Raw genomic sequence first — 23,355 nt, forward strand, 5'->3', positions numbered from 1 at the left:
GTTAGTCTCAAAATATAATTGATGGTTTGTAGGAAACTCAAATGACAATACATGTAAAAAATAATATTCACTGGGTTGGGCAACGTGACTGGGAAGTCCAAGACTTTCACGGTACTGAGTACAAAATAACGAAAGGGACAAGTTATAACAGTTATCTCATACGCGAAGAAAAGACGGTGTTGATTGATACTGTTGACCACCGCTTTAGTGACCAATTCTTATTGAATCTAGAAACCGAAATTAATCTCAATGAAATTGATTTCATCGTCATCAACCATGCAGAAGAAGATCATGCTGGTGCGCTATCCGCGTTAATGGCAAGAATTCCCAATACTCCGATATATTGCACGGAGGCGGCGATTGATTCAATTGTTGGCCACCATCATCATCCTGAGTGGAATTTTAAAACGGTTAAAACTGGCGATAGTCTCGATTTGGGGAACGGTAAACAGCTAGTGTTTGTCGAAGCCCCAATGCTTCATTGGCCAGATAGTATGATGACGTACATGACCGGTGATGCCGTGCTATTTAGTAATGATGCTTTTGGTCAGCATTATTGCGACGAGCGCCTATTCAACGATGAGGTAGATCAAGCCGAATTAATGGAGCAATGTTTGCGCTATTACTCGAACATACTGACTCCATTTAGCTCTCTTGTAATGACAAAAATAAAAGAAGTTCTGAGCTTCAATTTACCCGTCGATATGATTGCCACTTCACACGGTATTGTATGGAGAGAAAATCCAACTCAAATTGTTGAACAATACCTGAAATGGGCGGATGACTACCAAGAAGATCGCATCACTATTTTCTATGACTCTATGTCAAACAATACCCGCATGATGGCTGACGCAATTGCGCAAGGTATACACAGTGTTGACAGCAATGTTGCCGTAAAAGTATTTAACGTTTCTAAACACGATAAAAACGAGATTTTGGCAAATGTATTTTTGTCCAAGGGTATTCTTGTTGGTTCGTCGACAATGAACAATGTCATGATGCCCAAAGTGGCTGGTATGTTAGAAGAAATTACTGGGTTGAGGTTCAAAGGTAAGAAAGCAGCATCATTTGGCAGTTACGGATGGAATGGTGGTGCCGTTGATAGAATCCATGCACGACTCACTGATGCTGGCTTTGAAACTGCAGTTAGCATAAAAACCAAATGGAAGCCGGATGGAAAGGCCATGCGCGAATGTATCGAATATGGTAGAGAACTTGCGAAAAGATGGGCTTTGAATGACGGCAATGCAGTCCGCTTAACAACACAAACTACGACTCAGACAAGTGAACTCGAATCTAAAGCGAGCGTTCACAGTGTGCAGAAAAGGAGTATTAAAAGCTCCGATCATCCTAGCAATTGCCAGTGCATGATTTGCACAGTATGTAATTGGGTATATGACCCTATTATCGGTGAAGAGAATCAGGGTGTAGAGTCGGGTACACCTTGGAGCGAAGTACCGGATGATTTCTTATGCCCAGAGTGCGGTTTAGGAAAAGATGTCTTTATTGAACATAATGTCAAAGAGGTCGCGTAATGAGTGAGCCTATCATTATTATTGGAAGCGGCTTTGCCGCTTACCAATTGGTCAAAACCTTGCGACGACTCAATACTGAAGTGCCGATTAAAATTATTACTTCAAATGATGGCCATGAATATAACAAGCCCGATTTAAGCCATGTATTTACTCGTAAGCAAACTGCGGATGATCTCATCTTGACTAGAGCGGAGTCTTTTGCTCAGCAACACAATGTTGAGATCTTATCAAATACTATCGTGGAAGAGGTATTAGCAAGCGAACGAGTTGTTGTCGCAAATGGCATTCAACATCATTATTCAAAGTTAGTATTTGCAACAGGTGCAAATACGTTTATCCCACCTCTAGAAGGACAAGCAGCGGGCGAAATCATCACTTTGAACAGTTTGCAAGAGTATAAACAACATGGTAGTACCCTCGCACAGGCTAACAGTGTCTTGATCTTGGGAGGAGGGCTGATCGGTGTTGAGCTCGCGATGGACTTAGCGACCAGCGGTAAAAAAGTACGGCTTGTCGATACAGAGCCTTCGTTGTTGTCTAAGCTCATGCCAGACTTTGTCGCGCTTGCGCTAGAAAATCAATTACGAAGTGACGGTGTATTAATAGAACCGATGACGAAAGTCAGCGCAATTAACAGGCGAGGTAACCAACTGGTAGTCGATACAGAAGGTGAAAGGCAATTTATAGCGGATTGTGTTCTTTCAGCGGCGGGCTTATTGCCGAATGTATCACTAGCTAAAAAATCTGGAATTAATGTAAACCGTGGTATTACCGTTGACAAGCGACTTAAAACGTCGGTAGATGATATCTATGCATTGGGGGATTGCGCTGAAATCGAAGGTAAAGTCATGGCGTACTTACAGCCTATTATACTAAGTGCCAATACCCTTGCCAGACAACTTCTTGAAGATATTGGTGAGCTTCAGTTACCCGCTATGATGGTGAAAGTTAAAACGCCAAAATATCCTATTCAACTAGGGGGTAGGTTTACTCATGATTCAAATTGGAGAATAGATTTCACGCCACAGGGCATTGTTGCCAAAGCATACAATGAAGACGAAATGCTGACTGGCTTTGTAGTCACAGATGAAAATGTTAAACAAGCATTTCCATTGCTTAGAGAAGTCAATGCCAACCAATAATATTGCATTTAAAAACGAGAAAATTTGAAAGTGGGAATCAGTTTTTCAGAGCCGGAAAGGCTAAAAGAGATCTTCGACGGTGAGAACAGAGAAGAGTGGCAAAAAACTAGCCACATCTTGGATAGCTTAGCCTTGAAGCCGGAGGATGTAATTGCGGATATTGGAGCGGGAACAGGATATTTTTCCAACTTGTTTTCTCAGCAGGTGAGTGAGGGAAAAGTTTATTCCATTGACTGCGAACCCAATATGGTGAGCTACATGAAAGATAGGTTTGCGAACTCTGAGTTTGCAAATGTGTCAGTCATTCAATCTCAATCCGATAATCCTTGTATTCCGAGGAATGTGGGTATTGTGTTTATCGCGAATACTTTCCGATTTATTGCAGAAAGAGTCAGCTTCTTACGAAAAGTGAGAGAGCAAGCTGGAGAGAAAGCGAGGTTTGTTATCGTTGATTATAAAGGGGCCAATGCGCGAGTCTCTCCACAACAAGCGATCGAAGAGGTTACACAAGCAGGGTTTAGCAAATTAGAGTTTGATGACCATGGATGCCCAGATCATTACATCCTTACTTTTACATATTAAGGCTGTGAGCCTTTTGGAGAGATTTATGCCACATTTGAGAATTCCAGCCAGTTGGAAAATACAGCGCTCTACGGCATTTTTTACTAAGGAAAATGTCCCAGCAGCACTTTTATCGCACCACAATACAAAGGAAGGTGTATTTGGCCAAATTTGTGTGATGGAAGGGACAGTTATCTTTTATGGCTTCGCTGATAAGGAGGCTACAGAGCCGGAGCAAAAAGTAGTGATTAATGCAGGAGAGTTTGCTACTAGCCCACCACAATATTGGCATAGAGTAGAATTGAGCGATGATGCTCAATTCAATATTAATTTTTGGTCAGAAACCGATAAGAAAGACCAGCCGCTATTTGGGACAAAGTGATAGCTGACCGCCGTTCTTATTATTTTATGGGTGAGAATCATCTTCGATTTGCGTATTGTCGACAACATGATTCTCACCAATGTCGTTTGGTAATACTAAGTTTAACAATATTGCTACTATTCCTGCTAAGCTAACACCTTGCAAGCTGAAATCACCAATACCGAAAGCCATACCGCCAATACCAAATACTAAGGTAACAGCGACGATGACTAGGTTCCTAGATTTATGTAAGTCCACTTGATTTCTAATCAGTGTATTTAGGCCAACGGTGGCAATTGAACCAAACAGCAAAATCATGATCCCGCCCATTACAGGGACAGGAATCGTTTGCAACAGTGCTCCTAATTTTCCGACCAACGCTAGAATAATGGCGGTAACGGCCGCCCAAGTCATGACCACTGGGTTAAACGCTTTTGTTAGCATTACAGCTCCGGTCACTTCACTATAGGTTGTGTTAGGTGGCGCACCGATCATGGTTGCGGCCATCGTAGCGATTCCGTCACCTGAAATAGTTCTGTGTAAGCCAGGCTTCTTTAAATAATCTTTCCCAGTGACATTGGAGATGGCTAGGATATCTCCCACATGTTCAACGGCAGGAGCTATCGCAACTGGAATCATAAACAGGATGGCATTGATATTGAATTCTGGGAAGGTGAAGTTTGGCAGTGCAAACCATGCCGCTGTACTCAGTGGAGAAAAGTCCACTACGCCAACCAACAAGCTGACCACATAACCAACCAAGATGCCGCCTAATATAGGGACGAGTTTAAAAAAGCCTTTAGAAAATACACTCAAAATGACCGTAGTCAAAAGCGATAAGCAGGAAATGAACATAGCTAAGTTACCGTCGATGAGCTGTGTAGAGCCGTCTCCTGTTTTTCCCAGAGCCATATTGACAGCAACTGGAGCGAGCCCCAGACCGATGACAATAATAACGGGCCCAACAACAACAGGAGGCAAGAGGTTGTGGATGAACTCGTTGCCTCTGATCTTAATAATCATTCCGAGCACAACATAAACAGCGCCAGCGGCCATTAGCCCGCCTAAGGTGGCGGGTACGCCCCACGATTGTATCCCATACATAATTGGCGCGATGAAAGCAAAAGATGACGCAAGAAAAATGGGAACTTGGCGACGAGTCATCAGTTGGAATAGTAACGTACCAATCCCTGCACCAAATAGGGCAACACTCGGGTCAAGACCCGTCAATAAGGGCACTAACACTAAGGCGCCAAATGCGACGAAAAGCATCTGTGTACCTTGGATCATGTTTTTCATTACTATCTCCTGTGGAAAATAAGGCGAATAACTTTCTGTCGAATCGCGCAAAAATGGTAGACGGAATGGAGTAGGGAATAAACGTATGCGGTGAGGTTCTGTGACCTAATTACAACTCCTTTTCTTTTGTTGAAGCTTATTTGGCCAACAGAAGAGAAGCGTCAAAAATGATGGTCAAAAATTTGTCTTACATATAACTTAATGAAAAATATATATAAATATATGGCCTGTATTTTGCAGATTGGATACTTATCTACTTATTGACAAAATGATGACATGGAATTAGCACAGACAGCGGAAAGTCAGTCTCATCTTGGTTCTCTTCAAGAGCAAGTCGAGCGTTATAAGCAAGTATTAGATGTTATGCCTGCAGGAGTCATCCTATTGGATACCCAAGGTATTGTGCGCGAAGTCAATCCCGAAGCTGAGCGTATTCTCGAAGTCTCGTTGTTAGGGGAAAAGTGGTTAACTGTCATCCAAAATGCGTTTGCACCGAAAGACGATGACGGCCACGAAATCTCTTTGCGTAATGGTAGAAAGGTTCGACTAGCTATTTCTGCTTCCGTTACTGGTCAGCTGATTCTTATTACTGATTTGACCGAAACTCGTTTACTGCAATCGCGCGTGAGCGACTTACAACGCTTATCTTCTTTAGGAAGAATGGTTGCATCGTTAGCACATCAAGTACGTACCCCACTGTCAAGCGCGCTGCTTTATGCTTCTAACCTGACAGCTGCAAATTTGCCGAATACGACGAAAGAGCGCTTTCAAGGCAAATTGGTTGACAGGCTTAAAGATTTGGAAAAGCAAGTCAACGATATGTTGCTGTTTGCTAAAGGTGGAGATAATAAAGTTGTTCAGCGCTTCACCATCAAAGAGCTTGTCAACGAGTTTACACCAATGGTCGAGACAGCATTAAAAAGTAATGCTATAGACTTTGCTCAAGAGGTGGAGCACGAAGAAATGTCACTTCTGGGTAATCCTAATGCGATTGCTTCTGCATTAAGTAATTTAGTGCTCAACGCCATTCAAATCGCTGGCAAGCAGTCGCAAATCGATGTCTTTTTCCGTCCCGTCAACGATGAACTAAAAATATCAGTACAAGACAACGGTCCTGGCGTCCCCAAAGAACTACAAAGCAAAATTTTAGAACCATTTTTTACTACTCGCTCCCAAGGAACAGGTCTTGGACTTGCTGTAGTTCAAATGGTGTGTCGAGCTCATGAAGGTCGATTGGAACTGGTCTCTGAGCCAGGCGATGGAGCATGTTTCACTATGTGCCTCCCACTGCATCGAGAAAACCAAAGCAACAACAACCCTGAAAGTGGAGAAGAATAATGGCCCAAAGCAAAGTATTAATCGTTGAAGATGACGAAGGTTTGCGTGAAGCACTAGTGGACACACTTGCTTTGGCTGGCTACGAATGGCTTGAAGCGGACTGTGCGGAAGATGCCATCGTAAAATTAAAAGCAAATACTGTCGACATCGTCGTTTCAGATGTGCAAATGGCAGGGATGGGCGGCTTAGCGCTACTTAGAAACATCAAACAACACTGGCCAAACTTGCCCGTTCTATTGATGACAGCTTATGCCAATATTGAAGATGCGGTATCTGCGATGAAAGAAGGTGCCATAGACTATATGGCTAAGCCTTTTGCGCCAGAAGTGTTACTCAATATGGTTAGTCGCTATGCACCTGTTAAATCAGAAGAAAATGGTGATGCAGCCGTAGCGGATGAAAAGAGCATCAAATTACTAGCTCTAGCTGAGAAAGTGGCTAAAACAGATGCGAGCGTAATGGTACTTGGCCCTAGCGGCTCGGGTAAAGAAGTGATGTCGCGGTACATTCATAATGCATCGAATCGCAAAGATGGCCCGTTCGTCGCTATTAACTGCGCAGCTATTCCAGACAATATGCTTGAAGCGACGTTATTTGGTTACGAAAAAGGTGCGTTTACTGGGGCGGTGCAAGCATGTCCGGGCAAGTTCGAGCAAGCTCAGGGTGGAACTATCTTACTGGATGAAATTAGTGAAATGGATCTGAACCTTCAGGCTAAACTTTTGCGCGTACTGCAAGAGCGAGAAGTAGAAAGGTTAGGTAGCCGAAAAAGTATCAAACTGGACGTTCGTGTTTTGGCGACCAGTAACCGTGATTTGAAGCAGTATGTTCAAGAAGGCAATTTCCGAGAGGATTTGTATTACCGTCTCAATGTATTTCCACTCGCTTGGCCAGCACTATCTGACCGCAAAGGAGATATTGAGCCACTTGCTATTCACCTTATTGAGCGTAATTGTAAAAAATTGGGTATGCCCGTTCCTGAAGTCAGTTCTCGAGCGATTGAAAAGCTTCAAAGTTATCAGTGGCCAGGGAATGTGCGTGAGCTTGATAATGTTGTTCAGCGCGCATTGATATTAAGCGAGCACAATCAAATTAAAGATGAACATATTCTACTCGAGGGCATCGATTGGCTGGATGCAAGTAGCTTACAACAAGTCGTTGAAACGGGTGATGCCGTAGTGCCAAATATCGTTACAGCAGCAAAACCGGAAGCAACTACAAACTCTGAAACCAGCTCTTATTGTCTTGGCGGCGAGCTTCGAGACCAAGAGTTTTCCATCATCTTAGATACACTCGCTGAGTGTGGTGGGCGTCGTAAAGACATGGCTGAACGTTTAGGTATCAGCCCGAGAACGTTGCGCTATAAGCTTGCTAGAATGCGTGATGCAGGCATTGATATCCCTGGTTAAATACCGACTAATCTCAAGTAAATGAATGGCGGTATTTGCATGGCATATTACTTGCTTTATTAAGTATATATGGACGTAATGCCAAAGAGTTGACAGCAGGAGCGAATATGAATATCAACGGAATCCAAGGAGATATGCAGGCAATGATGTTGGAAGCAGCCAACACCAAGCCCGCTGCAACAGGCCATAGTGTCAGCTCTGAATTTGGTGACATGCTTGCGAAAGCCATTCAAAACGTTAATGGTTTACAAAAAACTTCCGGTGACCTTCAAAACCGTTTCGATAGGGGAGATGAAAACGTTTCTCTGTCGGATGTCATGATAGCTCGTAATAAGTCCAGTGTTGCTTTTGAAGCAACGATTCAAGTGCGTAACAAACTTGTTGAATCGTACAAAGAACTGATGAACATGCCAGTGTAAGTTTAGGGATGAATTGTGGCTGAAGATAACCAATCAACAGATCTCGCCTTATCCGATCTAGGGTCAGATAGTGCGATGGTCGCCGACTCTGGCGCGGGGATGGATACGCAAAACCCGGATGCAGGAGAGAAAAGTTCGTCAAAGTTTGATATGGCTGTTGGCGATTTGGATTTGCTGCGTCAAGTTGTGCTTGTATTGTCGATTTCAATTTGTGTCGCCCTTATCGTTATGCTGTTCTTTTGGGTTAGAGAGCCGGATATGCGTCCTTTAGGAACGTATGAAACAGAAGAACTCATCAAAGTTTTAGATTACCTAGATCAGCAAAAAGTTGACTATAAGCTTGAAGGCAACACGATTCTTGTCCCGTCGGCTGAATATGGAAGTATGAAATTGGATATGGTTCGAGCTGGTCTGAACCAAGGCAGTCAAGCTGGTGATGAAATACTGATGCAAGATATGGGCTTTGGTGTATCTCAACGTTTAGAACTTGAACGACTGAAGCTAAGCCGCGAAAGACAATTATCGAAAGCCATCGAGCAGATGAGCCAAGTCAATAAGGCTCGAGTTCTACTCGCACTGCCAAAACAAAGTGTTTTTGTTAGACATAATCAAGAAGCTTCAGCGTCAGTATTTTTAACCTTAAGATCGGGTGCGAGCTTAAGCCAAGAAGAAATTGATGCTGTTGTTGATATGGTCGCAAGTGCCGTTCCTGGCATGAAACCGACTCGCGTTACAGTAACTGATCAATATGGCCGCTTATTAAGCTCTGGCTCTCAAGACGCGGCGTCAACTGCACGTAGAAAAGAGCAAGAAATTGAGCGAAAACAAGAACAACTTCTATTGGAAAAAATCGACTCTGTTCTCATTCCAATTTTAGGCCTAGGTAACTACACCGCTCAGGTTGATGTACAGCTTGATTTCTCCACAGTAGAACAAACACAAAAACGTTTTGACCCAAATAAGCCAGCTACCCGAAGCGAATATACTTTGGAAGATTACAATAATGGCAATGTTGTCGCTGGTGTTCCTGGAGCATTAAGTAATCAACCCCCTGCTGACGCCTCCATCCCGCAGGATGTGGCTCAGATGAAAGATGGCACTATGTTAGGCCAAGGCTCTTCTCACAAAGAATCAACACGTAATTTTGAGCTTGATACCACCATAAGCCATGAACGCAAGCAAAGTGGTGTGGTGACCCGCCAAACTGTTGCAGTTGCAATAAAAGACAAAGCTGTAGTGAATCCTGAAACTGGCGAAACTACTTATACGCCAATTCCTGAAAGTCAGTTGAATGCGATTAAGCAAGTTTTGATTGGCGCCGTAGGCTTTGACGCTCAACGAGGTGATTTACTGAATGTACTTAGCATGCAGTTTGCTAAACCAGAAGTGGAAAACCTTGTTGATGTGCCGCTCTGGGAGCATCCATCGTTCAATGACTGGATTCGTTGGGGAGCAAGTTCACTTGTCATAATCGTTGTGATATTGGTACTTGTGCGACCCGCATTGAAGAAACTACTCAACCCAGCGGTTCAGGACGAACAAGATTCTATGTATGGGCCTGACGGTATTCCTATCGGTAACGATGGTGAAACCAGCCTAATCGGTGGTGATATCGATACCAGTGAACTGTTTGAGTTCGGCTCTGGCATCGATCTGCCAAACTTAAATAAAGATGAAGATGTACTGAAAGCCGTTCGAGCACTCGTTGCCAACGAACCGGAACTGTCAGCACAAGTTGTGAAGAATTGGATGGAAGATGCCTGATGATATTGTCCCTCAAGATGAGGGAGGAGAAGTCGTTGATCCGAATGATGTCGATATATCCGACATTCCCGGTGAAGAACGAGCTGCCATATTATTGCTAAGCCTTAATGAAGAAGACGCAGCAGGTATTGTGCGCCATTTAGAACCTAAACAGGTTCAAAGAGTGGGTAGTGCAATGGCTCGTGCTGCTGACTTGAGTCAAGACAAAGTTAGCGCAGTTCATCGTGCGTTTCTTGAGGATATTCAGAAGTACACCAACATCGGTATGGGCAGTGAAGACTTCATGCGTAATACCCTTGTTGCAGCGTTAGGTGAAGATAAAGCGAATAACTTGGTTGATCAAATCCTTCTGGGTACTGGTTCGAAAGGTTTAGACTCCCTGAAATGGATGGACCCTCGCCAAGTCGCCAACATCATTATTAACGAGCACCCGCAAATTCAGACGATAGTTCTTTCTTACCTTGAAGCCGACCAATCAGCAGAAATTCTGACTCAGTTTGCCGAACGTGACCGGCTTGATCTTATGATGCGCATCGCCAACCTTGAAGAAGTTCAACCTTCTGCCTTAGCAGAGCTGAACGAAATCATGGAGAAACAGTTTGCGGGTCAGGCGGGCTCTCAGGCTGCGAAAATTGGTGGCTTGAAAGCAGCGGCCGAAATTATGAACTATATGGACAACAGCATGGAAGGGGTGCTGATGGACCAAATCCGCGATCAAGACGAAGATTTGGCGACCTCGATCGAAGATCTGATGTTCGTGTTCGAAAACCTTATCGAAGTAGACGATCAAGGCATTCAAAAGTTGCTGCGTGATGTTCCACAAGATGTGTTGCAGCGTGCGCTTAAAGGTGCCGATGAAGACTTGCGCGAGAAAATATTTAAGAACATGTCCAAACGTGCGGCAGAACTTATGCGTGATGATCTTGAGGCAATGCCTCCAGTCAAAGTTTCAGATGTTGAAGCTGCTCAGAAAGAAGTTTTGGCGATTGCTCGTCGTATGGCGGATGCTGGTGAAATCATGCTATCAGGTGGCGCTGATGAGTTCTTATAGGTGTTATTGAGTTGGTGCACAACGGAAGTTAAGTGGGAAAGGGAATGTCGGAAAAGAGAAAACGTGGTTACCTACGTCTAAATGAAGACGACTCAGTGAAACAGGCAACGCTTTGGGGACTCCCAGACTACGGAGCTGAAGAGGCCAAAATTGCCAAAGATACCGCAATGAATTACGACCCGGGCTGGATGCCTGATTTCGAGCCAGAGGTGCAAGAGGAACCCAAAGAGCTTACTGAGGAAGACATTGAGGCTATTAAGCAAAGTGCTTTTCAGGAAGGGTTACATCAAGGACAAGAAGCTGGCTTTAAACAGGGGTACGATAAAGGTAAAGAGAAAGGGCTAGAAGACGGTCACAAAGAAGGCTTTGAGAACGGTCATAGTGAGGGACTTAATGCGTCTCAAGAGCTCATCCAACAGCAAGTTCAGAACTTTGTTTCTATTGCCAACCAGTTTTCTCAACCATTAGAGCTTATGAATGCTCAGGTAGAAAAGCAACTGGTTGATATGGTTTTGGTTTTAGTTCGAGAAGTGATTCATGTTGAAGTCCAAACTAATCCGCAAATCATTCTTGATACAGTGAAACAATCCGTAGAATCTCTGCCTATTACAGGCCATCAAATTATTATTAAACTGCATCCACAAGATGTGGAAATTGTCGAGCAAGCATATTCCTCAGAGCAATTGGAATTTAGAAACTGGACCTTGCTATCTGATCCCGCATTGAATATTGGTGATGTACAATTAGAAGCGGGTGAGTCGAGTGTTAATTATCGAATGGAAGAGCGAGTTCGGACGGTATTAAGTAACTTTTGTGGTTCCAATCGTCATCAAGGTGAAGAGTAATGCTAGCGCTTTCAGAACGGCTCAACCAGTATAAAGTTCAAGGCCTAAAAAGCAGACCGGTAGCATCAGGGAAATTGGTGCGAGTGGTTGGGTTAACACTAGAAGCGACAGGGTGTAGGGCGCCAATTGGCAGTCTATGTTTGGTTGAAACCATGTCGGGAGAGATGGAAGCGGAAGTCGTAGGCTTCTCTGACGGAAATCTTTTTCTTATGCCAAGCGAACAGATAAGCGGAGTGTTACCCGGAGCGAAAGTGACACCGCTGACTAGTGAAGCAGGATTACCGGTTGGTATGGAATTGCTTGGCCGAGTCATTGACGGAGTTGGCAACCCACTTGACGAGCTTGGCCCCATTTATACCGACAACCGTGCCAAATTTAACTCGGAACCAATTAATCCTTTAATGCGTAAACCTATTTCAGAACCACTGGATGTCGGTTTAAAAGCCATGAACGGCTTACTCAGTGTTGGAAAAGGCCAAAGAATTGGTTTGTTTGCTGGTTCAGGTGTGGGTAAATCGGTCACACTAGGCATGATGACTCGCGGTACAACCGCTCAGGTCGTTGTCGTTGGCTTAATTGGTGAACGTGGTCGAGAAGTAAAAGAGTTTATCGATGAAATATTGGGAGTCGATGGCCGGCAACGTTCGGTTGTTGTTGCAGCACCCGCTGATTCCTCTCCTCTAATGCGTTTGAAAGGTTGTCAAACGGCTCTCACCATTGCTGAGTATTTTCGAGATCAAGGCCTAGATGTCCTTCTTCTCATGGATTCATTAACCCGTTTTGCTCAGGCTCAGCGTGAAATCGCTTTATCGGTTGGTGAGCCTCCTGCGACCAAAGGTTATCCACCTTCTGTATTCGCTAAACTGCCTGCGTTGGTCGAACGTGCGGGAAACGGTGGAGAAGGGAAAGGCTCTATTACGGCATTTTTCACCGTATTGACAGAAGGTGATGATTTACAGGACCCAATAGCTGACGCAGCGAGGGCGATTTTAGATGGCCACGTTGTACTTTCTCGCGAATTAGCGGATGCAGGGCACTATCCGGCTATCGACGTCGAAAAGTCGGTCAGTCGCGTTATGCCGCAAATTGTCTCTGAAGAGCATATGCTGATGTCTAAAGCGGTTCGTCAGGTTCTGTCTATCTGTCGCAAAAATCAAGATTTGGTTTCTATCGGTGCGTACAAGCCAGGTACGGATCCAGCAATTGATAGTGCGTTTACTCTTAAACCCAAGATTGACCAATTTTTGCAGCAAAATATGCAGGAAACCGTTCCTTATGATATGTGCGTCAATATGTTGAAAAGTATATTGCAAGCTTCGCCTGAAGAGTAGGTAGATTATGGAAAATACGCTCAAGTTTTTGATGGAACAAGCTCAGGATAGAGAAAAAGATTCGGTGCTGGCGTTGAGTAAGGCTCGCAGTGAACTTGAAGATTACTATTTACAGCTGTCTCAGATCGAGCAATATCGATTAGATTATTGCAATCAGCTAGTTCAACGAGGGATGAATGGGTTAACCGCAAGTCAATATTCACACCTGAATCGATTTTTAACTCAGTTAGATGAAACGCTTAAAAAACAAAAAGAAGCGGAAGAACATTTTAAAACTCAAGTGCACAACTGTGAGTCTCATTGGCTTGAAATGAGAAAAGAGAGACGTTCCTATCAGTGGTTAATCGAAAAAAGGCAAAAAGAAAGGGAGCAACAGCTAGAGCGTCAAGACCAGAAACAGATGGACGAATTTTCCACCATTATGTTTGGTCGTCAAAGATTGCAATATGGTAAGTAAGTGGATCCTTAGATATGTGGTTCACTTTTTGCATTGGAAGGGTTAGCGGTCGTTTTTATCTGTATTGGACGCAGGGTGAGCGACGATTTTCATTATTTGAAAGAGTGCCAACAGTATGAACGTTAACTTAACAAATGCTACGGAAAGCCCAAAAGCCACTAAGATACTAGGGGAAGTTGGTGAGGTGTCGGTTGAATCGACGGATACAGGAGAAAGTGAAGAAGGTTTTTTCTCAAAATTGGCTTCATTTATTCTTGGAGACAACAAGTCTAGTAAGGTCAGCTCAGATGCCGACACAGCAGATGGCTCACAACTATCTGTTTCTAAAGGTGAAGATTCAGTAGATGCCCTGCTTAATAGTGAAGTTCTTTCTGACACAAGTCTAGATGACAATGTAGCTACCGAAATAGACACCGAGCAGTTATCCGCTCAAGTGCAGCAAAAAGTTGATGGTTCGACAGAGGATATCGCGACCAGCGAGTTGCTTAAACAATCAGATAGCAAGGCATTTGATTCCTCTAAAGTGATGAGTGATGGTGATGAGATTCTAGCAAAACTGAACGAGGCGACAGAATCACTTAAAACCGAACATGGCAATACTTTGCCTGCCAGCGAAGGGAAATCAGAAGTTCTTGCAGATCAACAAACCAAGATAGAGACTTTAAAAGTACAGCACACTAATGAAGACGATCATCAGGTACTCAAAGGTGAAGGAAAGAATCTAAACACCACTGCCAATGACGTATCGCCGACTGTCGCCGCTCAGTTGACCGCTAAAGCACAACAAGAATCTCTTCCAGAACAAGCCTCAGCGCAAGATGTTGATAGTCAAGTAGAGCAGATTGCTTGGCGAACCACCCAACCTAAACTTGAACCTCATCAGATGCAACCGTCTACCGATACAAAGTCAGACAAATTACTGTCTGAAAGTGATTTGGCTCGCCTTGCTGAAGAAGCAGGAATGGTAGCACGCGAGGCAAAACCTGAGCACATGATGCTAAAAACCACTCAAGACAAAGGAAATCAGCAAATCTCTGATAGTGAGGTTTTACCCTCGATTGCTGTTGGCCAAGTTGGTAATGTAGATCACTCGGACATAGAAGAAGCGGCCGCGCTAGATCCACGTCAGCTTCTGAAAAATACTCGCCACAAAGAAGCCTCAACGCAATCAAACCAATTGCAAAATGTTGCTCTCCAAGCAACGCAGCCCAATGTCGACATCAAATCAGATTTACCTAAGCAAGTTTTACCGAGTGAGAACTTGAATGTGATGCCGCAACAAGCTGGGCCAATAAAACCAGAACTTATGTCTGAACAGTTATCGAACCATTTACAAAATCATGCTAAAAACCAGCAGGCGAGTCTCGCTCACTCCGTTCAACAAGCGCTAAGTCAGCAACAATTAGCACAAAATATTGTAGATAAAGCAATGGTTCAACCAGCAATTCATAGCCAAGAAATCAGTCCAACTCAAATGCAGCATCTTGCATCATTGGCGGCGACTCCAGTCGCAGTGAATACGGTTCAGCAACAGATGGGCAGCCACGCAGCTCTGCGGGCTGCGTTAGCCGCAAAATCAGTTGATGGTGCTGTAGATGGACAAATTGTTCGTGAAGGTAAAGACTCCTCTGGACTTGCCAACCAAATCGCAGGAGCAGCTGGCCAACAAGGTAGCTCGGTGACAAACTCATTGCGTGCCGAGTCGGCTCAAACGGTTAACTCTCCGTTACATCTCACCAGAGACAATGTCAGCGACCAAATGGCAGAAAAAGTCCATATGATGATGTCGAAAAATCTGAAGAATATTGATATCCGGTTGGATCCACCTGAGCTGGGCCGAATGCAAATACGTTTGCATATGAACGGAGAAGGTGCTGGCGTTCACTTTACCGTTGCAAACCATCAAGCTCGTGATGCTATCGAACAATCTTTACCTAGGCTTCGAGAAATGCTTTCTCAACAAGGTGTACAACTGGGAGATACATCCGTTCAACAACAGAACAGTGGCCAACAGCAACGTTATACCGCATCCAATGAAGGAGGCTTTTCTCAAGGTGGAGGAGGCGATAATGTCTTGAGCGAAGAGGAAAATCTTGAAGCAGGCGTCAATCTTGATGTGAATGTAACTTCAAAAGGTGATGGAATCAGTTATTACGCTTAAACTATGAAAAAACCAAAAGATAGAGATGGTTATGGCGGACGAAGAAAAGGAAGCTCCCGAAGGGGGCGGTGGTAAAAGTAAATTAATTATCGTAATAGCAATTGTCGTTGTGTTGATTGCTGGTGGTGTGGGGGCCTTCTTCATGATGGGCTCTGAGGAAGAAGCTGATACGGAACAAGCGGAGCAAGAGCAATCTTCCGAGGTAGTCAATCCGGTTGCTTATGTGAATATACCTCAACCTTTCTTGTTTAACGTGACAGGCGATAAACGCGATAGGTTAGTGCAAATCAAAGTTCAGTTGATGGTTCGTGGCATAGAAAACGAAGATCTCGCTCGTTATCACTCTCCATTAATTGAGAGCTCTTTACTCGGTACATTTGCGTCGGCAACAGTAGAGCAACTTCGAACGGCAAATGGTCGAGTCGATCTTCGCAACAAAGCGACTGAAGATATTAAAGCAAGCTTGAATCGGGCGGTCGGTAAGCCGGTTATTGAGCGAGTATTATTTACCGACTTTGTCATTCAATAGGTGATGTGTGACTGATTTATTAAGCCAAGACGAAATTGATGCGTTGCTCCACGGCGTTGACGATGTCGAAGAAGGTGAAGAAGAGATTGAATCGCAGGCCGATGATGCGGTTCAATTTGACTTCTCCTCACAAGACAGAATCGTTCGTGGTCGGATGCCGACTCTGGAGCTCATCAATGAACGTTTTGCACGACACCTAAGAATTAGTTTGTTTAACATGCTGCGCAAGCAAGCAGAAGTATCCATCAATGGCGTACAGATGATGAAATTTGGTGAATACCAAAACACGCTGTATGTCCCAACCAGTCTTAATATGGTGAGATTCAGACCGTTAAAAGGGACGGCTCTTATTACGATGGAAGCTCGGTTGGTCTTCATTTTAGTGGAGAATTTTTTTGGTGGGGATGGGAGATTCCATGCGCGTATCGAAGGGCGTGAGTTTACGCCAACAGAGCGGAGAATCGTACAGCTACTGCTAAAAATCGTATTTGAGGATTACAAAGAGGCTTGGTCTCCTGTCATGGGCGTGGAGTTTGAATATTTGGATTCTGAAGTGAACCCAAGTATGGCGAACATTGTGAGCCCAACTGAAGTCATCGTTGTGAGCTCTTTCCACATCGAAGTGGACGGTGGTGGCGGTGACTTTCACGTTGTTATGCCTTATTCCATGGTTGAGCCTATTCGTGAACTTCTCGATGCTGGTGTTCAGTCCGATAAGATGGAAACTGATGTTCGTTGGAGTTCCGCATTGCGCGAAGAAATCATGGATGTGCCCGTCGATTTTAGAGTAAACCTACTCGAACACGACATGTCATTGAGAGATTTAATGGAGCTTCAATCTGGTGACATCATTCCGGTAGCAATGCCTGAAAATGCCGTCATGTTTGTCGAAGAGTTACCGACATTTAGAGTGAAAATGGGGCGTTCTGGGGAGCTTCTTGCTGTCCAAGTTTCAGAGAAAATTAAACGCCCTGATGTTGTGAAAACCGACATCGCCTTCCTTGGCAAAGATATCATGAATGAATTCGAGGAAGATCAAGGTGATGACGAAGAATAAGAAGGTGTAATGAATGGAACCGACTGATGAAAATGATGATCAAAAGCTAGCAGACGAATGGGCTGCGGCGTTAGGCGAAGACCCAGATGCACCTGATGTTGATGTTGACGAAGTGCTTGCAGCGCCTTTGGATGAATTAAAAGATACGGCTTCGCCAATTTCGGAAGATGAACGGCAGAAACTGGATACCATTCTTGATATTCCGGTTACTATTTCAATGGAAGTGGGACGTTCGCAAATCAGTATTCGAAACCTTCTCCAGCTGAACCAAGGCTCGGTTGTTGAACTTGAACGGGTTGCTGGTGAATCGCTCGATGTGCTAGTCAATGGAACCTTGATTGCTCATGGGGAAGTGGTAGTGGTGAACGATAAATTTGGTATTCGTCTAACCGATGTCATTAGCCAAACTGAACGTATCAAGAAACTTAGGTGAGTGATGAAGTCTTACTACTTCGGGCTTTTATTCGTGTTCTCGCCTATCGCGAATGCAGATGTAAAAACAGCAAATCAATTGGACTTAGCGACCACTTTAGGGTCGCTTTTGTTCGTTATTATTGTCATCCTCGGTTTAGCTTGGTTGCTTAAGCGCATGAAAGTACCGACTTTAGTCAACCAAAAGGGATTATGTGTTGTTCGTCAACTACCTGTTGGGCCGAAAGAGCGTATCATGATTGTTCAAGCTGGAGATGAGCAATTTTTAGTTGGTGTCACCTCTCAATCCATTCAGCTTTTATCAAAATTGGACAAGCCACTTACTCAGGAGGAGTTGGAGAGTAGTTCGTTTTCTACTCAGTTTTCCCAGCTATTTAAAAAGAATGATCAAACCTAGCTATGTAGTAAGTTTCATCTTATTTTTAACGCTGAGCTTTTTTTCATTTGTCAGTTTGGCCGCAGATGACATCGCTAATCAAACCTCTACTGTAACAGCGATGGAAAATGATACTGGAGCTTCTAAAACTACTGCTTCTGGCCAAGCGTTTGGTGCCGGAATACCCGCACTCACCTTGACCACTAATCCCGATGGTAGTGAAGAATATTCGATAAACCTACAAATTCTCGCTTTGATGACCATGCTAGGTTTTTTGCCTGCATTGGTTATTTTGATGACCTCGTTTACTCGAATCGTTATCGTGATGTCGATTTTGCGTCAGGCCATGGGTTTGCAACAAACTCCGTCAAACCAAGTCATCGTTGGCATCGCTTTGTTCCTAACCTTTTTCATTATGTCTCCGGTATTTAGCCAAATAAACGAGCGAGCGATTCAGCCGTATATCAATGAAAAAATCTCAGCAAAGGCGGCTTTTGATACGGCCCAGCAGCCACTGAAAGCTTTTATGCTCAAGCAAACTCGAGTTAAGGACTTAGAGACGTTTGTCCACATTTCTGGTTCGGATGCAACAAGCCCAGAAGACGTTTCAATGGCAGTGCTGATTCCAGCATTCATCACCTCGGAGCTTAAGACAGCTTTCCAAATTGGCTTTATGTTGTTTTTGCCGTTTTTGATCATCGACCTTGTTGTTGCATCTGTTTTGATGGCAATGGGTATGATGATGCTCTCGCCAATGATTGTGTCGTTGCCTTTTAAGTTGATGTTGTTTGTACTAGTCGACGGTTGGAATTTAATTCTTTCCACACTAGCGGGCAGCTTTGCGTTGTAGCGGGGAGGGCATATGACACCTGAAATGTTTGTAGAGCTGTTTCGAGAAGCCTTGTGGATGGTGTTAATTATGGTGTGCGCCATTATTATTCCAAGCTTGTTGGTCGGCTTGATAGTGGCAGTATTCCAAGCGGCAACATCTATAAACGAGCAGACGTTGAGCTTTTTGCCTCGTTTAGTCGTCACTTTATTGGCGCTCATGCTATTTGGACACTGGATGACACGAATGCTGATGGAGTTTTTCTTCTCTCTTGTTGAACGGCTACCTCAGGTGTTGTACTAGAGGCGTTTTATGGAATATCCAACCGCGCTGATTTTAGATTGGATAGCGAATTACTTTTGGCCTTACACCAGAATTGCAGCAATGTTGATGGTCATGTCGGTAACAGGTGCTCGCTTTGTTTCCACTCGTATTCGCCTTTATCTTGGCCTTGCCATTACATTTGCCGTCATGCCTGCTATTCCCGCAGTTCCAAACGATCTCGAGTTGCTTTCTTTTGCGGGCTTTTTAGTCTTGCTTGAGCAGATCATTATCGGTGTCGCAATGGGCACGGTGACACAATTTATTATCCAAACCTTTGTTATTCTCGGCCAGATTTTAGGTATGCAGTCGAGTTTGGGTTTTGCATCTATGGTTGATCCGGCAAATGGACAAAATACGCCTTTGTTAGGTCAACTCTTTATGTTTCTGGCGACGATGTTTTTCCTTGCAACCGACGGTCACCTAAAAATGTTGCAGCTTGTGGTGATGAGTTTTAAAACACTACCAATCGGCACTGGCGCTTTGAACGCAGTCGATTTTAGAGAACTCGCATTGTGGCTTGGTATTATGTTCAAGGTCGCACTCAGTATGTCTCTTTCAGGCATTATTGCTTTGCTAACCATTAATTTGTCTTTTGGTGTGATGACCAGGGCAGCGCCACAGTTAAATATTTTCTCTCTCGGTTTTGCGTTTGCATTGTTGGTCGGGATCTTGCTTTGTTGGTATATCGTTGCTGGATTATACAGCCAGTACGAAATTTTCTGGGGACAAGGACAAGGGCAGGTATGTCAGTTTATTCGTATCAACTGTTAACAATTGCAAAACTAGTAGAACTAGGAGCTAAGTTTGGCTGAGTCAGACGGTCAAGAACGCACCGAAGCGGCCACCCCCCGACGATTGCAACAAGCAAAAGAAAAAGGGCAGGTGGCACGCTCAAAAGAACTGGCATCGGTGTCGGTATTAGTTGCGGGTGCGGTGGCGTTGATGTGGTTTGGTACCATGCTGGCTAAATCACTCTATAGTGTCATGGGGCGCCTATTTAGTTTAAGTCGAGAAGAGATATTCGACTCAAGCAAGCTCTTTGATATTGTTGCAGGTTCATTGGGCCATCTTATATTCCCGCTGTTGCTGATTTTGGTCATGTTGTTTATCGCTGCCTCCATTGGCAATGCCGCTGTAGGGGGCATCAGTTTTTCAGCTGAGGCAGCAAGGCCAAAGTGGTCGAAAATGAATCCGCTTAGCGGGCTCAAACGTATGTTTGGTCTGCAAAGTTGGGTGGAGCTAATTAAGTCGATTCTAAAAGTAACCTTGGTTGCGGGTATGGCATTTTATCTGATTAACTCTGCTACCGCTGATCTCTTCCAATTGAGCTTTGATGTTTTCCCTCAAAATATCTTTCATGCCCTGGATATCTTGCTCAATTTTATTTTATTGATCAGCTGTTCGCTGTTAATTGTGGTGGCAATAGACATCCCTTTTCAGATTTGGCAGCACGCCAATCAATTGAAAATGACTAAGCAAGAAGTCAAAGATGAATACAAAGACACCGAAGGTAAGCCAGAGGTGAAAGGCCGAATTCGGATGCTACAACGAGAAGCGGCTCAAAGACGGATGATGGCTGAAGTGCCGCAAGCCGACGTTATCGTGACCAACCCAGAACACTTTTCTGTTGCTTTGAGATACAAACAATCGACCGATAAAGCGCCAGTCGTCGTTGCGAAAGGTATTGATCATATGGCACTGAAAATCCGAGAAGTGGCGAGAGAGCATGATATCTATGTCATTCCTGCCCCTGCGTTAGCTCGGGCCCTTTATCATACGACTGAGTTGGAGCAAGAAATACCTGACGGGCTGTTCACCGCAGTGGCGCAAATTCTGGCGTATGTTTTCCAGCTTAAACAGTATCGTAGGAGCGGTGGCAAAAGGCCAGTGCTTAAACAAGATAGCCTGCCGATCCCTCCTGATTACCGCTACTAGCTCTTGACTTATTGTTAGCTTACCAAACGATAGCCAACACCATTTTCGGTAACTAGGTGCTCTGGCTGCGCTGGTGCGTATTCAATTTTATGTCTAAGCTGCGCGATGTGAATACGCACATAATGCGCATGTTCGGTATAGTTGCCGCCCCATACTTCTTTCAATATCTGTTTATGAGTGAGCACTTTACCCATATTTTTGGACAGCAGAGCTAGTATCTTGAATTCTTTTGGAGTGAGCTTGATGGCCTCTTGCTTTCTAGTGACTGTTTGTAGGGCGAGGTCGACAACAACATCTCCAAACTGATAGCTGCTTACCTCGTTATTTTGTTGTTGATTTGACGTTCTCAAGGCGACTCGGATTCGAGCTAAAAGCTCCTCGCTACCAAAAGGTTTGGTTAGGTAATCATTCGCTCCTGCATCTAGTGCAAGCACTTTGTCTTGTTCTTTATCACGAGCTGAGATGACAATGATGGGTGTGTCTGTCCAAGTGCGTAGTTCACGAGTAAGATCCAAGCCATCTTTATCCGGTAAGCCTAGGTCTAGCAATATCAGGTTTGGGCACCATCGAGAAATGGTTTTGACGCCTTCTTCAGCATTTGCCACGCTTTTTACTTGATATTCGTGAGCAGAGGCTAAAACTTCGAGGAACCGACGAATAGGCGGTTCGTCTTCAATGATCAGTATTTTGATATCACTATTCATAAATATCTTTTAAATCAAGTTTTTCACAAGGAATTTGGACGGTAAACATTGACCCGCCATTTGGTCTTCGATTGACAAAAATAACGCCATGGTGAGCATTCACTATAAGCTTACAAATGGCAAGACCAAGCCCTGTGCCTTTTATGTTGTGATGCTCTGAGCGATAAAAGCGTTCAAAAATGCGTTGTGTTTCATCAGGAGCGACACCACAGCCTCTATCTAGCACTTCCAAAATAAACGTTTGATCTTGATAAGATGTTCGAACCTCAATCGGGTTATTCACTGGGCTGTACTTTGCAGCATTTTCTATCAGGTTAGTCGCCACTTGTTCAATCAAGGAATAATCTAACGATAAAAGTATCGGTTCGCCTGACAGTTGTATTGGGTGCTGAGCTAGTAAACGCTCTATTCGTTTAATGGCGCTACCAATGATTTCTTCTGGCTCTACCCATTCTTTTTTCGGTATCAACGCCTTGACGCTAAATCGACTGATGTCTAGAAGCTTGGTTAAGCTCCTATTTAAGCTATAGCCTTCTTCTGCAATAGATGTCAGCAGTTCTTGACGTGTTTGTTGAGGTAAGGTGATTTTAGGATCATTGAGTGTTGTCGCAGAACCAATAATCGAACCTAGTGGCGTTTTTAAGTCGTGTGATACCGCAGCCAACAATGTGTTTCTCATCTTTTCCTGTTGCGATGCTTCAATAGCCTGTGTCAGCGCACGGTTTGCTTCAGAGCGCGCTAAGGATAGACTAATCAGAGAGTTAAGTATCGGATTAAAAGCTTGAAGGTTATCGGATTCTATGACGAGAACGCCGATTAAATCAGTATGTCTAGCTAAAGGGTACAGCGCAATGGTTGGACTCATTTTCCATACTGAAAGGTTGTTGTCAGCGGTATATTTTTCAACAGGCTGTTGATAATCTTCTAGCCAAACCTCTGGATGATAAGATAAACAGTACAGTTTAGGATGGGTTAGCCATACTTGCGCCTTGATTTGGTATTGATTAGCGAGATGCTGGATGGCTGCTTGAGCAATTTCGAGGCTTTCATTTTTCGAAGCGAGAATGGAAGCCAAGTTATAGTGATTTTTTAGCTCGCCTTTGAGTATACGATTCTTTTTCAACTCTCTTTGCTGAGATTGAGTAATTTTAACCGCGGCGAAGCCATTGAAAGCCATAACAATAAATGTAATTAAGTGCTGATAGTCCTTGAACTCAAACGAATTGTGTTCAGGTAGAACAAAGAAATAAAAAGCGATGGTGCTGAGTGCCGTCAAAGTGTAGGCATTTTTCTTCTTTAACCAAAACCCGCTAACAATATTAAGAAGTAATACCAGCAACGCGGTATCGGTTTCGACTATGACGGCATTAAAGCCAACTCCAACGTAGATAACTACGGTGTATAAAGCAGCGAGAGACAGTATCTTGCCTGTCTCTGTCCAACCAAAGCGTAAATAATTCATGAATGTTTAATAAAGCCTATTTATTTGCCGAGTG

24 protein-coding genes are annotated in these 23,355 nt (G+C 44.0%); 21 read left to right on the forward strand and 3 right to left on the reverse strand.

Annotated features, from left to right (window positions below):
- The first annotated feature begins 41 nt into the window (after positions 1-41).
- Genes norV through ACM2FC_RS18865 form a run of 4 tightly spaced genes read left to right on the forward strand, consistent with a single transcriptional unit; the run spans position 42 to position 3,620 of the window.
- A complete protein-coding gene (gene norV / locus ACM2FC_RS18850; RefSeq protein WP_498482553.1) occupies positions 42-1,535 on the forward strand; it encodes an anaerobic nitric oxide reductase flavorubredoxin in 1,494 nt (497 codons plus the stop codon).
- The gene (norW, locus tag ACM2FC_RS18855; RefSeq protein WP_498482554.1) at positions 1,535-2,677 is read left to right on the forward strand and encodes an NADH:flavorubredoxin reductase NorW; all 1,143 of its coding nucleotides are present in this window, start codon (positions 1,535-1,537) and stop codon (positions 2,675-2,677) included. The genes norV and norW overlap by 1 nt, the downstream gene beginning before the upstream one ends.
- 30 nt (positions 2,678-2,707) lie before the next feature.
- Positions 2,708-3,259 (forward strand): class I SAM-dependent methyltransferase, encoded by a 552-nt coding sequence (locus ACM2FC_RS18860; RefSeq protein WP_498482601.1) that lies wholly within the window; start codon positions 2,708-2,710, stop codon positions 3,257-3,259.
- A 25-nt stretch (positions 3,260-3,284) separates the two neighbouring features.
- Positions 3,285-3,620: a TehB family protein gene (locus ACM2FC_RS18865; RefSeq protein WP_498482555.1), complete on the forward strand. Its 336-nt coding sequence runs from the start codon at positions 3,285-3,287 to the stop codon at positions 3,618-3,620.
- Positions 3,621-3,644: 24 nt separating this feature from the next.
- On the opposite strand, the gene ACM2FC_RS18870 is transcribed toward ACM2FC_RS18865, so the two are convergent.
- Positions 3,645-4,898 (reverse strand): uracil-xanthine permease family protein, encoded by a 1,254-nt coding sequence (locus tag ACM2FC_RS18870; protein ID WP_498482556.1) that lies wholly within the window; start codon positions 4,896-4,898, stop codon positions 3,645-3,647.
- A 276-nt stretch (positions 4,899-5,174) separates the two neighbouring features.
- Here ACM2FC_RS18870 and ACM2FC_RS18875 point away from each other — a divergent pair, with 276 nt between their 5' ends.
- From ACM2FC_RS18875 to flhB, 17 genes are all read left to right on the forward strand, one after another.
- Positions 5,175-6,236: a sensor histidine kinase gene (locus ACM2FC_RS18875; protein ID WP_498482557.1), complete on the forward strand. Its 1,062-nt coding sequence runs from the start codon at positions 5,175-5,177 to the stop codon at positions 6,234-6,236.
- Positions 6,236-7,645, forward strand: a complete 1,410-nt coding sequence (locus ACM2FC_RS18880) for a sigma-54-dependent transcriptional regulator (RefSeq protein WP_498482558.1) — start codon at positions 6,236-6,238, stop codon at positions 7,643-7,645. The genes ACM2FC_RS18875 and ACM2FC_RS18880 overlap by 1 nt, the downstream gene beginning before the upstream one ends.
- Positions 7,646-7,752: 107 nt before the next feature.
- Positions 7,753-8,064 (forward strand): flagellar hook-basal body complex protein FliE, encoded by a 312-nt coding sequence (fliE, locus tag ACM2FC_RS18885; protein ID WP_498482559.1) that lies wholly within the window; start codon positions 7,753-7,755, stop codon positions 8,062-8,064.
- A gap of 15 nt (positions 8,065-8,079) precedes the next feature.
- Entirely contained in the window at positions 8,080-9,828 is a 1,749-nt protein-coding gene (fliF, locus tag ACM2FC_RS18890; protein ID WP_498482560.1) for a flagellar basal-body MS-ring/collar protein FliF, read from the forward strand.
- Positions 9,821-10,879, forward strand: a complete 1,059-nt coding sequence (gene fliG / locus ACM2FC_RS18895; RefSeq protein WP_498482561.1) for a flagellar motor switch protein FliG — start codon at positions 9,821-9,823, stop codon at positions 10,877-10,879. Before fliF ends, fliG begins: the two co-directional genes overlap by 8 nt.
- A gap of 44 nt (positions 10,880-10,923) precedes the next feature.
- A complete protein-coding gene (gene fliH, locus ACM2FC_RS18900; RefSeq protein ID WP_498482562.1) occupies positions 10,924-11,724 on the forward strand; it encodes a flagellar assembly protein FliH in 801 nt (266 codons plus the stop codon).
- Entirely contained in the window at positions 11,724-13,055 is a 1,332-nt protein-coding gene (gene fliI, locus ACM2FC_RS18905; RefSeq protein WP_498482563.1) for a flagellar protein export ATPase FliI, read from the forward strand. Before fliH ends, fliI begins: the two co-directional genes overlap by 1 nt.
- A gap of 7 nt (positions 13,056-13,062) precedes the next feature.
- Entirely contained in the window at positions 13,063-13,512 is a 450-nt protein-coding gene (gene fliJ / locus ACM2FC_RS18910; protein ID WP_498482564.1) for a flagellar export protein FliJ, read from the forward strand.
- Positions 13,513-13,627: 115 nt separating this feature from the next.
- Positions 13,628-15,673: a flagellar hook-length control protein FliK gene (locus tag ACM2FC_RS18915; protein WP_498482565.1), complete on the forward strand. Its 2,046-nt coding sequence runs from the start codon at positions 13,628-13,630 to the stop codon at positions 15,671-15,673.
- Positions 15,674-15,704: 31 nt separating this feature from the next.
- Positions 15,705-16,202 (forward strand): flagellar basal body-associated protein FliL, encoded by a 498-nt coding sequence (gene fliL, locus ACM2FC_RS18920; RefSeq protein ID WP_498482566.1) that lies wholly within the window; start codon positions 15,705-15,707, stop codon positions 16,200-16,202.
- 7 nt (positions 16,203-16,209) lie between these two features.
- Complete coding sequence (gene fliM, locus ACM2FC_RS18925; RefSeq protein ID WP_498482567.1) at positions 16,210-17,259, forward strand: flagellar motor switch protein FliM; 1,050 nt, start codon at positions 16,210-16,212, stop codon at positions 17,257-17,259.
- A gap of 13 nt (positions 17,260-17,272) precedes the next feature.
- A complete protein-coding gene (gene fliN, locus ACM2FC_RS18930) occupies positions 17,273-17,692 on the forward strand; it encodes a flagellar motor switch protein FliN (protein WP_237362664.1) in 420 nt (139 codons plus the stop codon).
- A gap of 3 nt (positions 17,693-17,695) precedes the next feature.
- Positions 17,696-18,088: a flagellar biosynthetic protein FliO gene (gene fliO, locus ACM2FC_RS18935; RefSeq protein WP_498482569.1), complete on the forward strand. Its 393-nt coding sequence runs from the start codon at positions 17,696-17,698 to the stop codon at positions 18,086-18,088.
- Positions 18,075-18,917 carry a flagellar type III secretion system pore protein FliP gene (fliP, locus tag ACM2FC_RS18940; RefSeq protein ID WP_498482570.1) on the forward strand — a complete coding sequence of 281 codons (843 nt, stop codon included), beginning with the start codon at positions 18,075-18,077 and terminating at the stop codon, positions 18,915-18,917. Before fliO ends, fliP begins: the two co-directional genes overlap by 14 nt.
- A 12-nt stretch (positions 18,918-18,929) precedes the next feature.
- Entirely contained in the window at positions 18,930-19,199 is a 270-nt protein-coding gene (gene fliQ, locus ACM2FC_RS18945; protein WP_237362661.1) for a flagellar biosynthesis protein FliQ, read from the forward strand.
- Positions 19,200-19,208: 9 nt separating this feature from the next.
- On the forward strand, positions 19,209-19,991 hold the full coding sequence (gene fliR, locus ACM2FC_RS18950) for a flagellar biosynthetic protein FliR (protein WP_498482571.1): 783 nt from the start codon (positions 19,209-19,211) through the stop codon (positions 19,989-19,991).
- Between the two features lie 33 nt (positions 19,992-20,024).
- Positions 20,025-21,155, forward strand: a complete 1,131-nt coding sequence (gene flhB, locus ACM2FC_RS18955; RefSeq protein WP_498482572.1) for a flagellar biosynthesis protein FlhB — start codon at positions 20,025-20,027, stop codon at positions 21,153-21,155.
- Positions 21,156-21,169: 14 nt separating this feature from the next.
- On the opposite strand, the gene ACM2FC_RS18960 is transcribed toward flhB, so the two are convergent.
- Together ACM2FC_RS18960 and ACM2FC_RS18965 are read right to left on the reverse strand one after the other, a co-directional pair.
- The gene (locus tag ACM2FC_RS18960; protein WP_498482573.1) at positions 21,170-21,859 is read right to left on the reverse strand and encodes a response regulator; all 690 of its coding nucleotides are present in this window, start codon (positions 21,857-21,859) and stop codon (positions 21,170-21,172) included.
- Positions 21,852-23,321 carry a sensor histidine kinase gene (locus tag ACM2FC_RS18965; protein WP_498482574.1) on the reverse strand — a complete coding sequence of 490 codons (1,470 nt, stop codon included), beginning with the start codon at positions 23,319-23,321 and terminating at the stop codon, positions 21,852-21,854. Before ACM2FC_RS18965 ends, ACM2FC_RS18960 begins: the two co-directional genes overlap by 8 nt.
- Positions 23,322-23,355 lie beyond the last annotated feature (34 nt).

The organism is Vibrio sp. A37, from assembly GCF_059777565.1.

What these genes read in the sequence shown, in the direction of transcription:
- norV (WP_498482553.1), top strand. Translation starts at nt 42, where the DNA reads ATGACAATACATGTAAAAAATAATATTCACTGGGTTGGGCAACGTGAC.
- norW (WP_498482554.1), top strand. Translation starts at nt 1,535, where the DNA reads ATGAGTGAGCCTATCATTATTATTGGAAGCGGCTTTGCCGCTTACCAA.
- ACM2FC_RS18865 (WP_498482555.1), top strand. Translation starts at nt 3,285, where the DNA reads ATGCCACATTTGAGAATTCCAGCCAGTTGGAAAATACAGCGCTCTACG.
- ACM2FC_RS18870 (WP_498482556.1), bottom strand. Translation starts at nt 4,898, where the DNA reads ATGAAAAACATGATCCAAGGTACACAGATGCTTTTCGTCGCATTTGGC.
- ACM2FC_RS18875 (WP_498482557.1), top strand. Translation starts at nt 5,175, where the DNA reads ATGGAATTAGCACAGACAGCGGAAAGTCAGTCTCATCTTGGTTCTCTT.
- ACM2FC_RS18880 (WP_498482558.1), top strand. Translation starts at nt 6,236, where the DNA reads ATGGCCCAAAGCAAAGTATTAATCGTTGAAGATGACGAAGGTTTGCGT.
- fliE (WP_498482559.1), top strand. Translation starts at nt 7,753, where the DNA reads ATGAATATCAACGGAATCCAAGGAGATATGCAGGCAATGATGTTGGAA.
- fliG (WP_498482561.1), top strand. Translation starts at nt 9,821, where the DNA reads ATGCCTGATGATATTGTCCCTCAAGATGAGGGAGGAGAAGTCGTTGAT.
- fliH (WP_498482562.1), top strand. Translation starts at nt 10,924, where the DNA reads ATGTCGGAAAAGAGAAAACGTGGTTACCTACGTCTAAATGAAGACGAC.
- fliI (WP_498482563.1), top strand. Translation starts at nt 11,724, where the DNA reads ATGCTAGCGCTTTCAGAACGGCTCAACCAGTATAAAGTTCAAGGCCTA.
- fliJ (WP_498482564.1), top strand. Translation starts at nt 13,063, where the DNA reads ATGGAAAATACGCTCAAGTTTTTGATGGAACAAGCTCAGGATAGAGAA.
- ACM2FC_RS18915 (WP_498482565.1), top strand. Translation starts at nt 13,628, where the DNA reads ATGAACGTTAACTTAACAAATGCTACGGAAAGCCCAAAAGCCACTAAG.
- fliL (WP_498482566.1), top strand. Translation starts at nt 15,705, where the DNA reads ATGGCGGACGAAGAAAAGGAAGCTCCCGAAGGGGGCGGTGGTAAAAGT.
- fliN (WP_237362664.1), top strand. Translation starts at nt 17,273, where the DNA reads ATGGAACCGACTGATGAAAATGATGATCAAAAGCTAGCAGACGAATGG.
- fliO (WP_498482569.1), top strand. Translation starts at nt 17,696, where the DNA reads ATGAAGTCTTACTACTTCGGGCTTTTATTCGTGTTCTCGCCTATCGCG.
- fliP (WP_498482570.1), top strand. Translation starts at nt 18,075, where the DNA reads ATGATCAAACCTAGCTATGTAGTAAGTTTCATCTTATTTTTAACGCTG.
- fliQ (WP_237362661.1), top strand. Translation starts at nt 18,930, where the DNA reads ATGACACCTGAAATGTTTGTAGAGCTGTTTCGAGAAGCCTTGTGGATG.
- fliR (WP_498482571.1), top strand. Translation starts at nt 19,209, where the DNA reads ATGGAATATCCAACCGCGCTGATTTTAGATTGGATAGCGAATTACTTT.
- ACM2FC_RS18960 (WP_498482573.1), bottom strand. Translation starts at nt 21,859, where the DNA reads ATGAATAGTGATATCAAAATACTGATCATTGAAGACGAACCGCCTATT.
- ACM2FC_RS18965 (WP_498482574.1), bottom strand. Translation starts at nt 23,321, where the DNA reads ATGAATTATTTACGCTTTGGTTGGACAGAGACAGGCAAGATACTGTCT.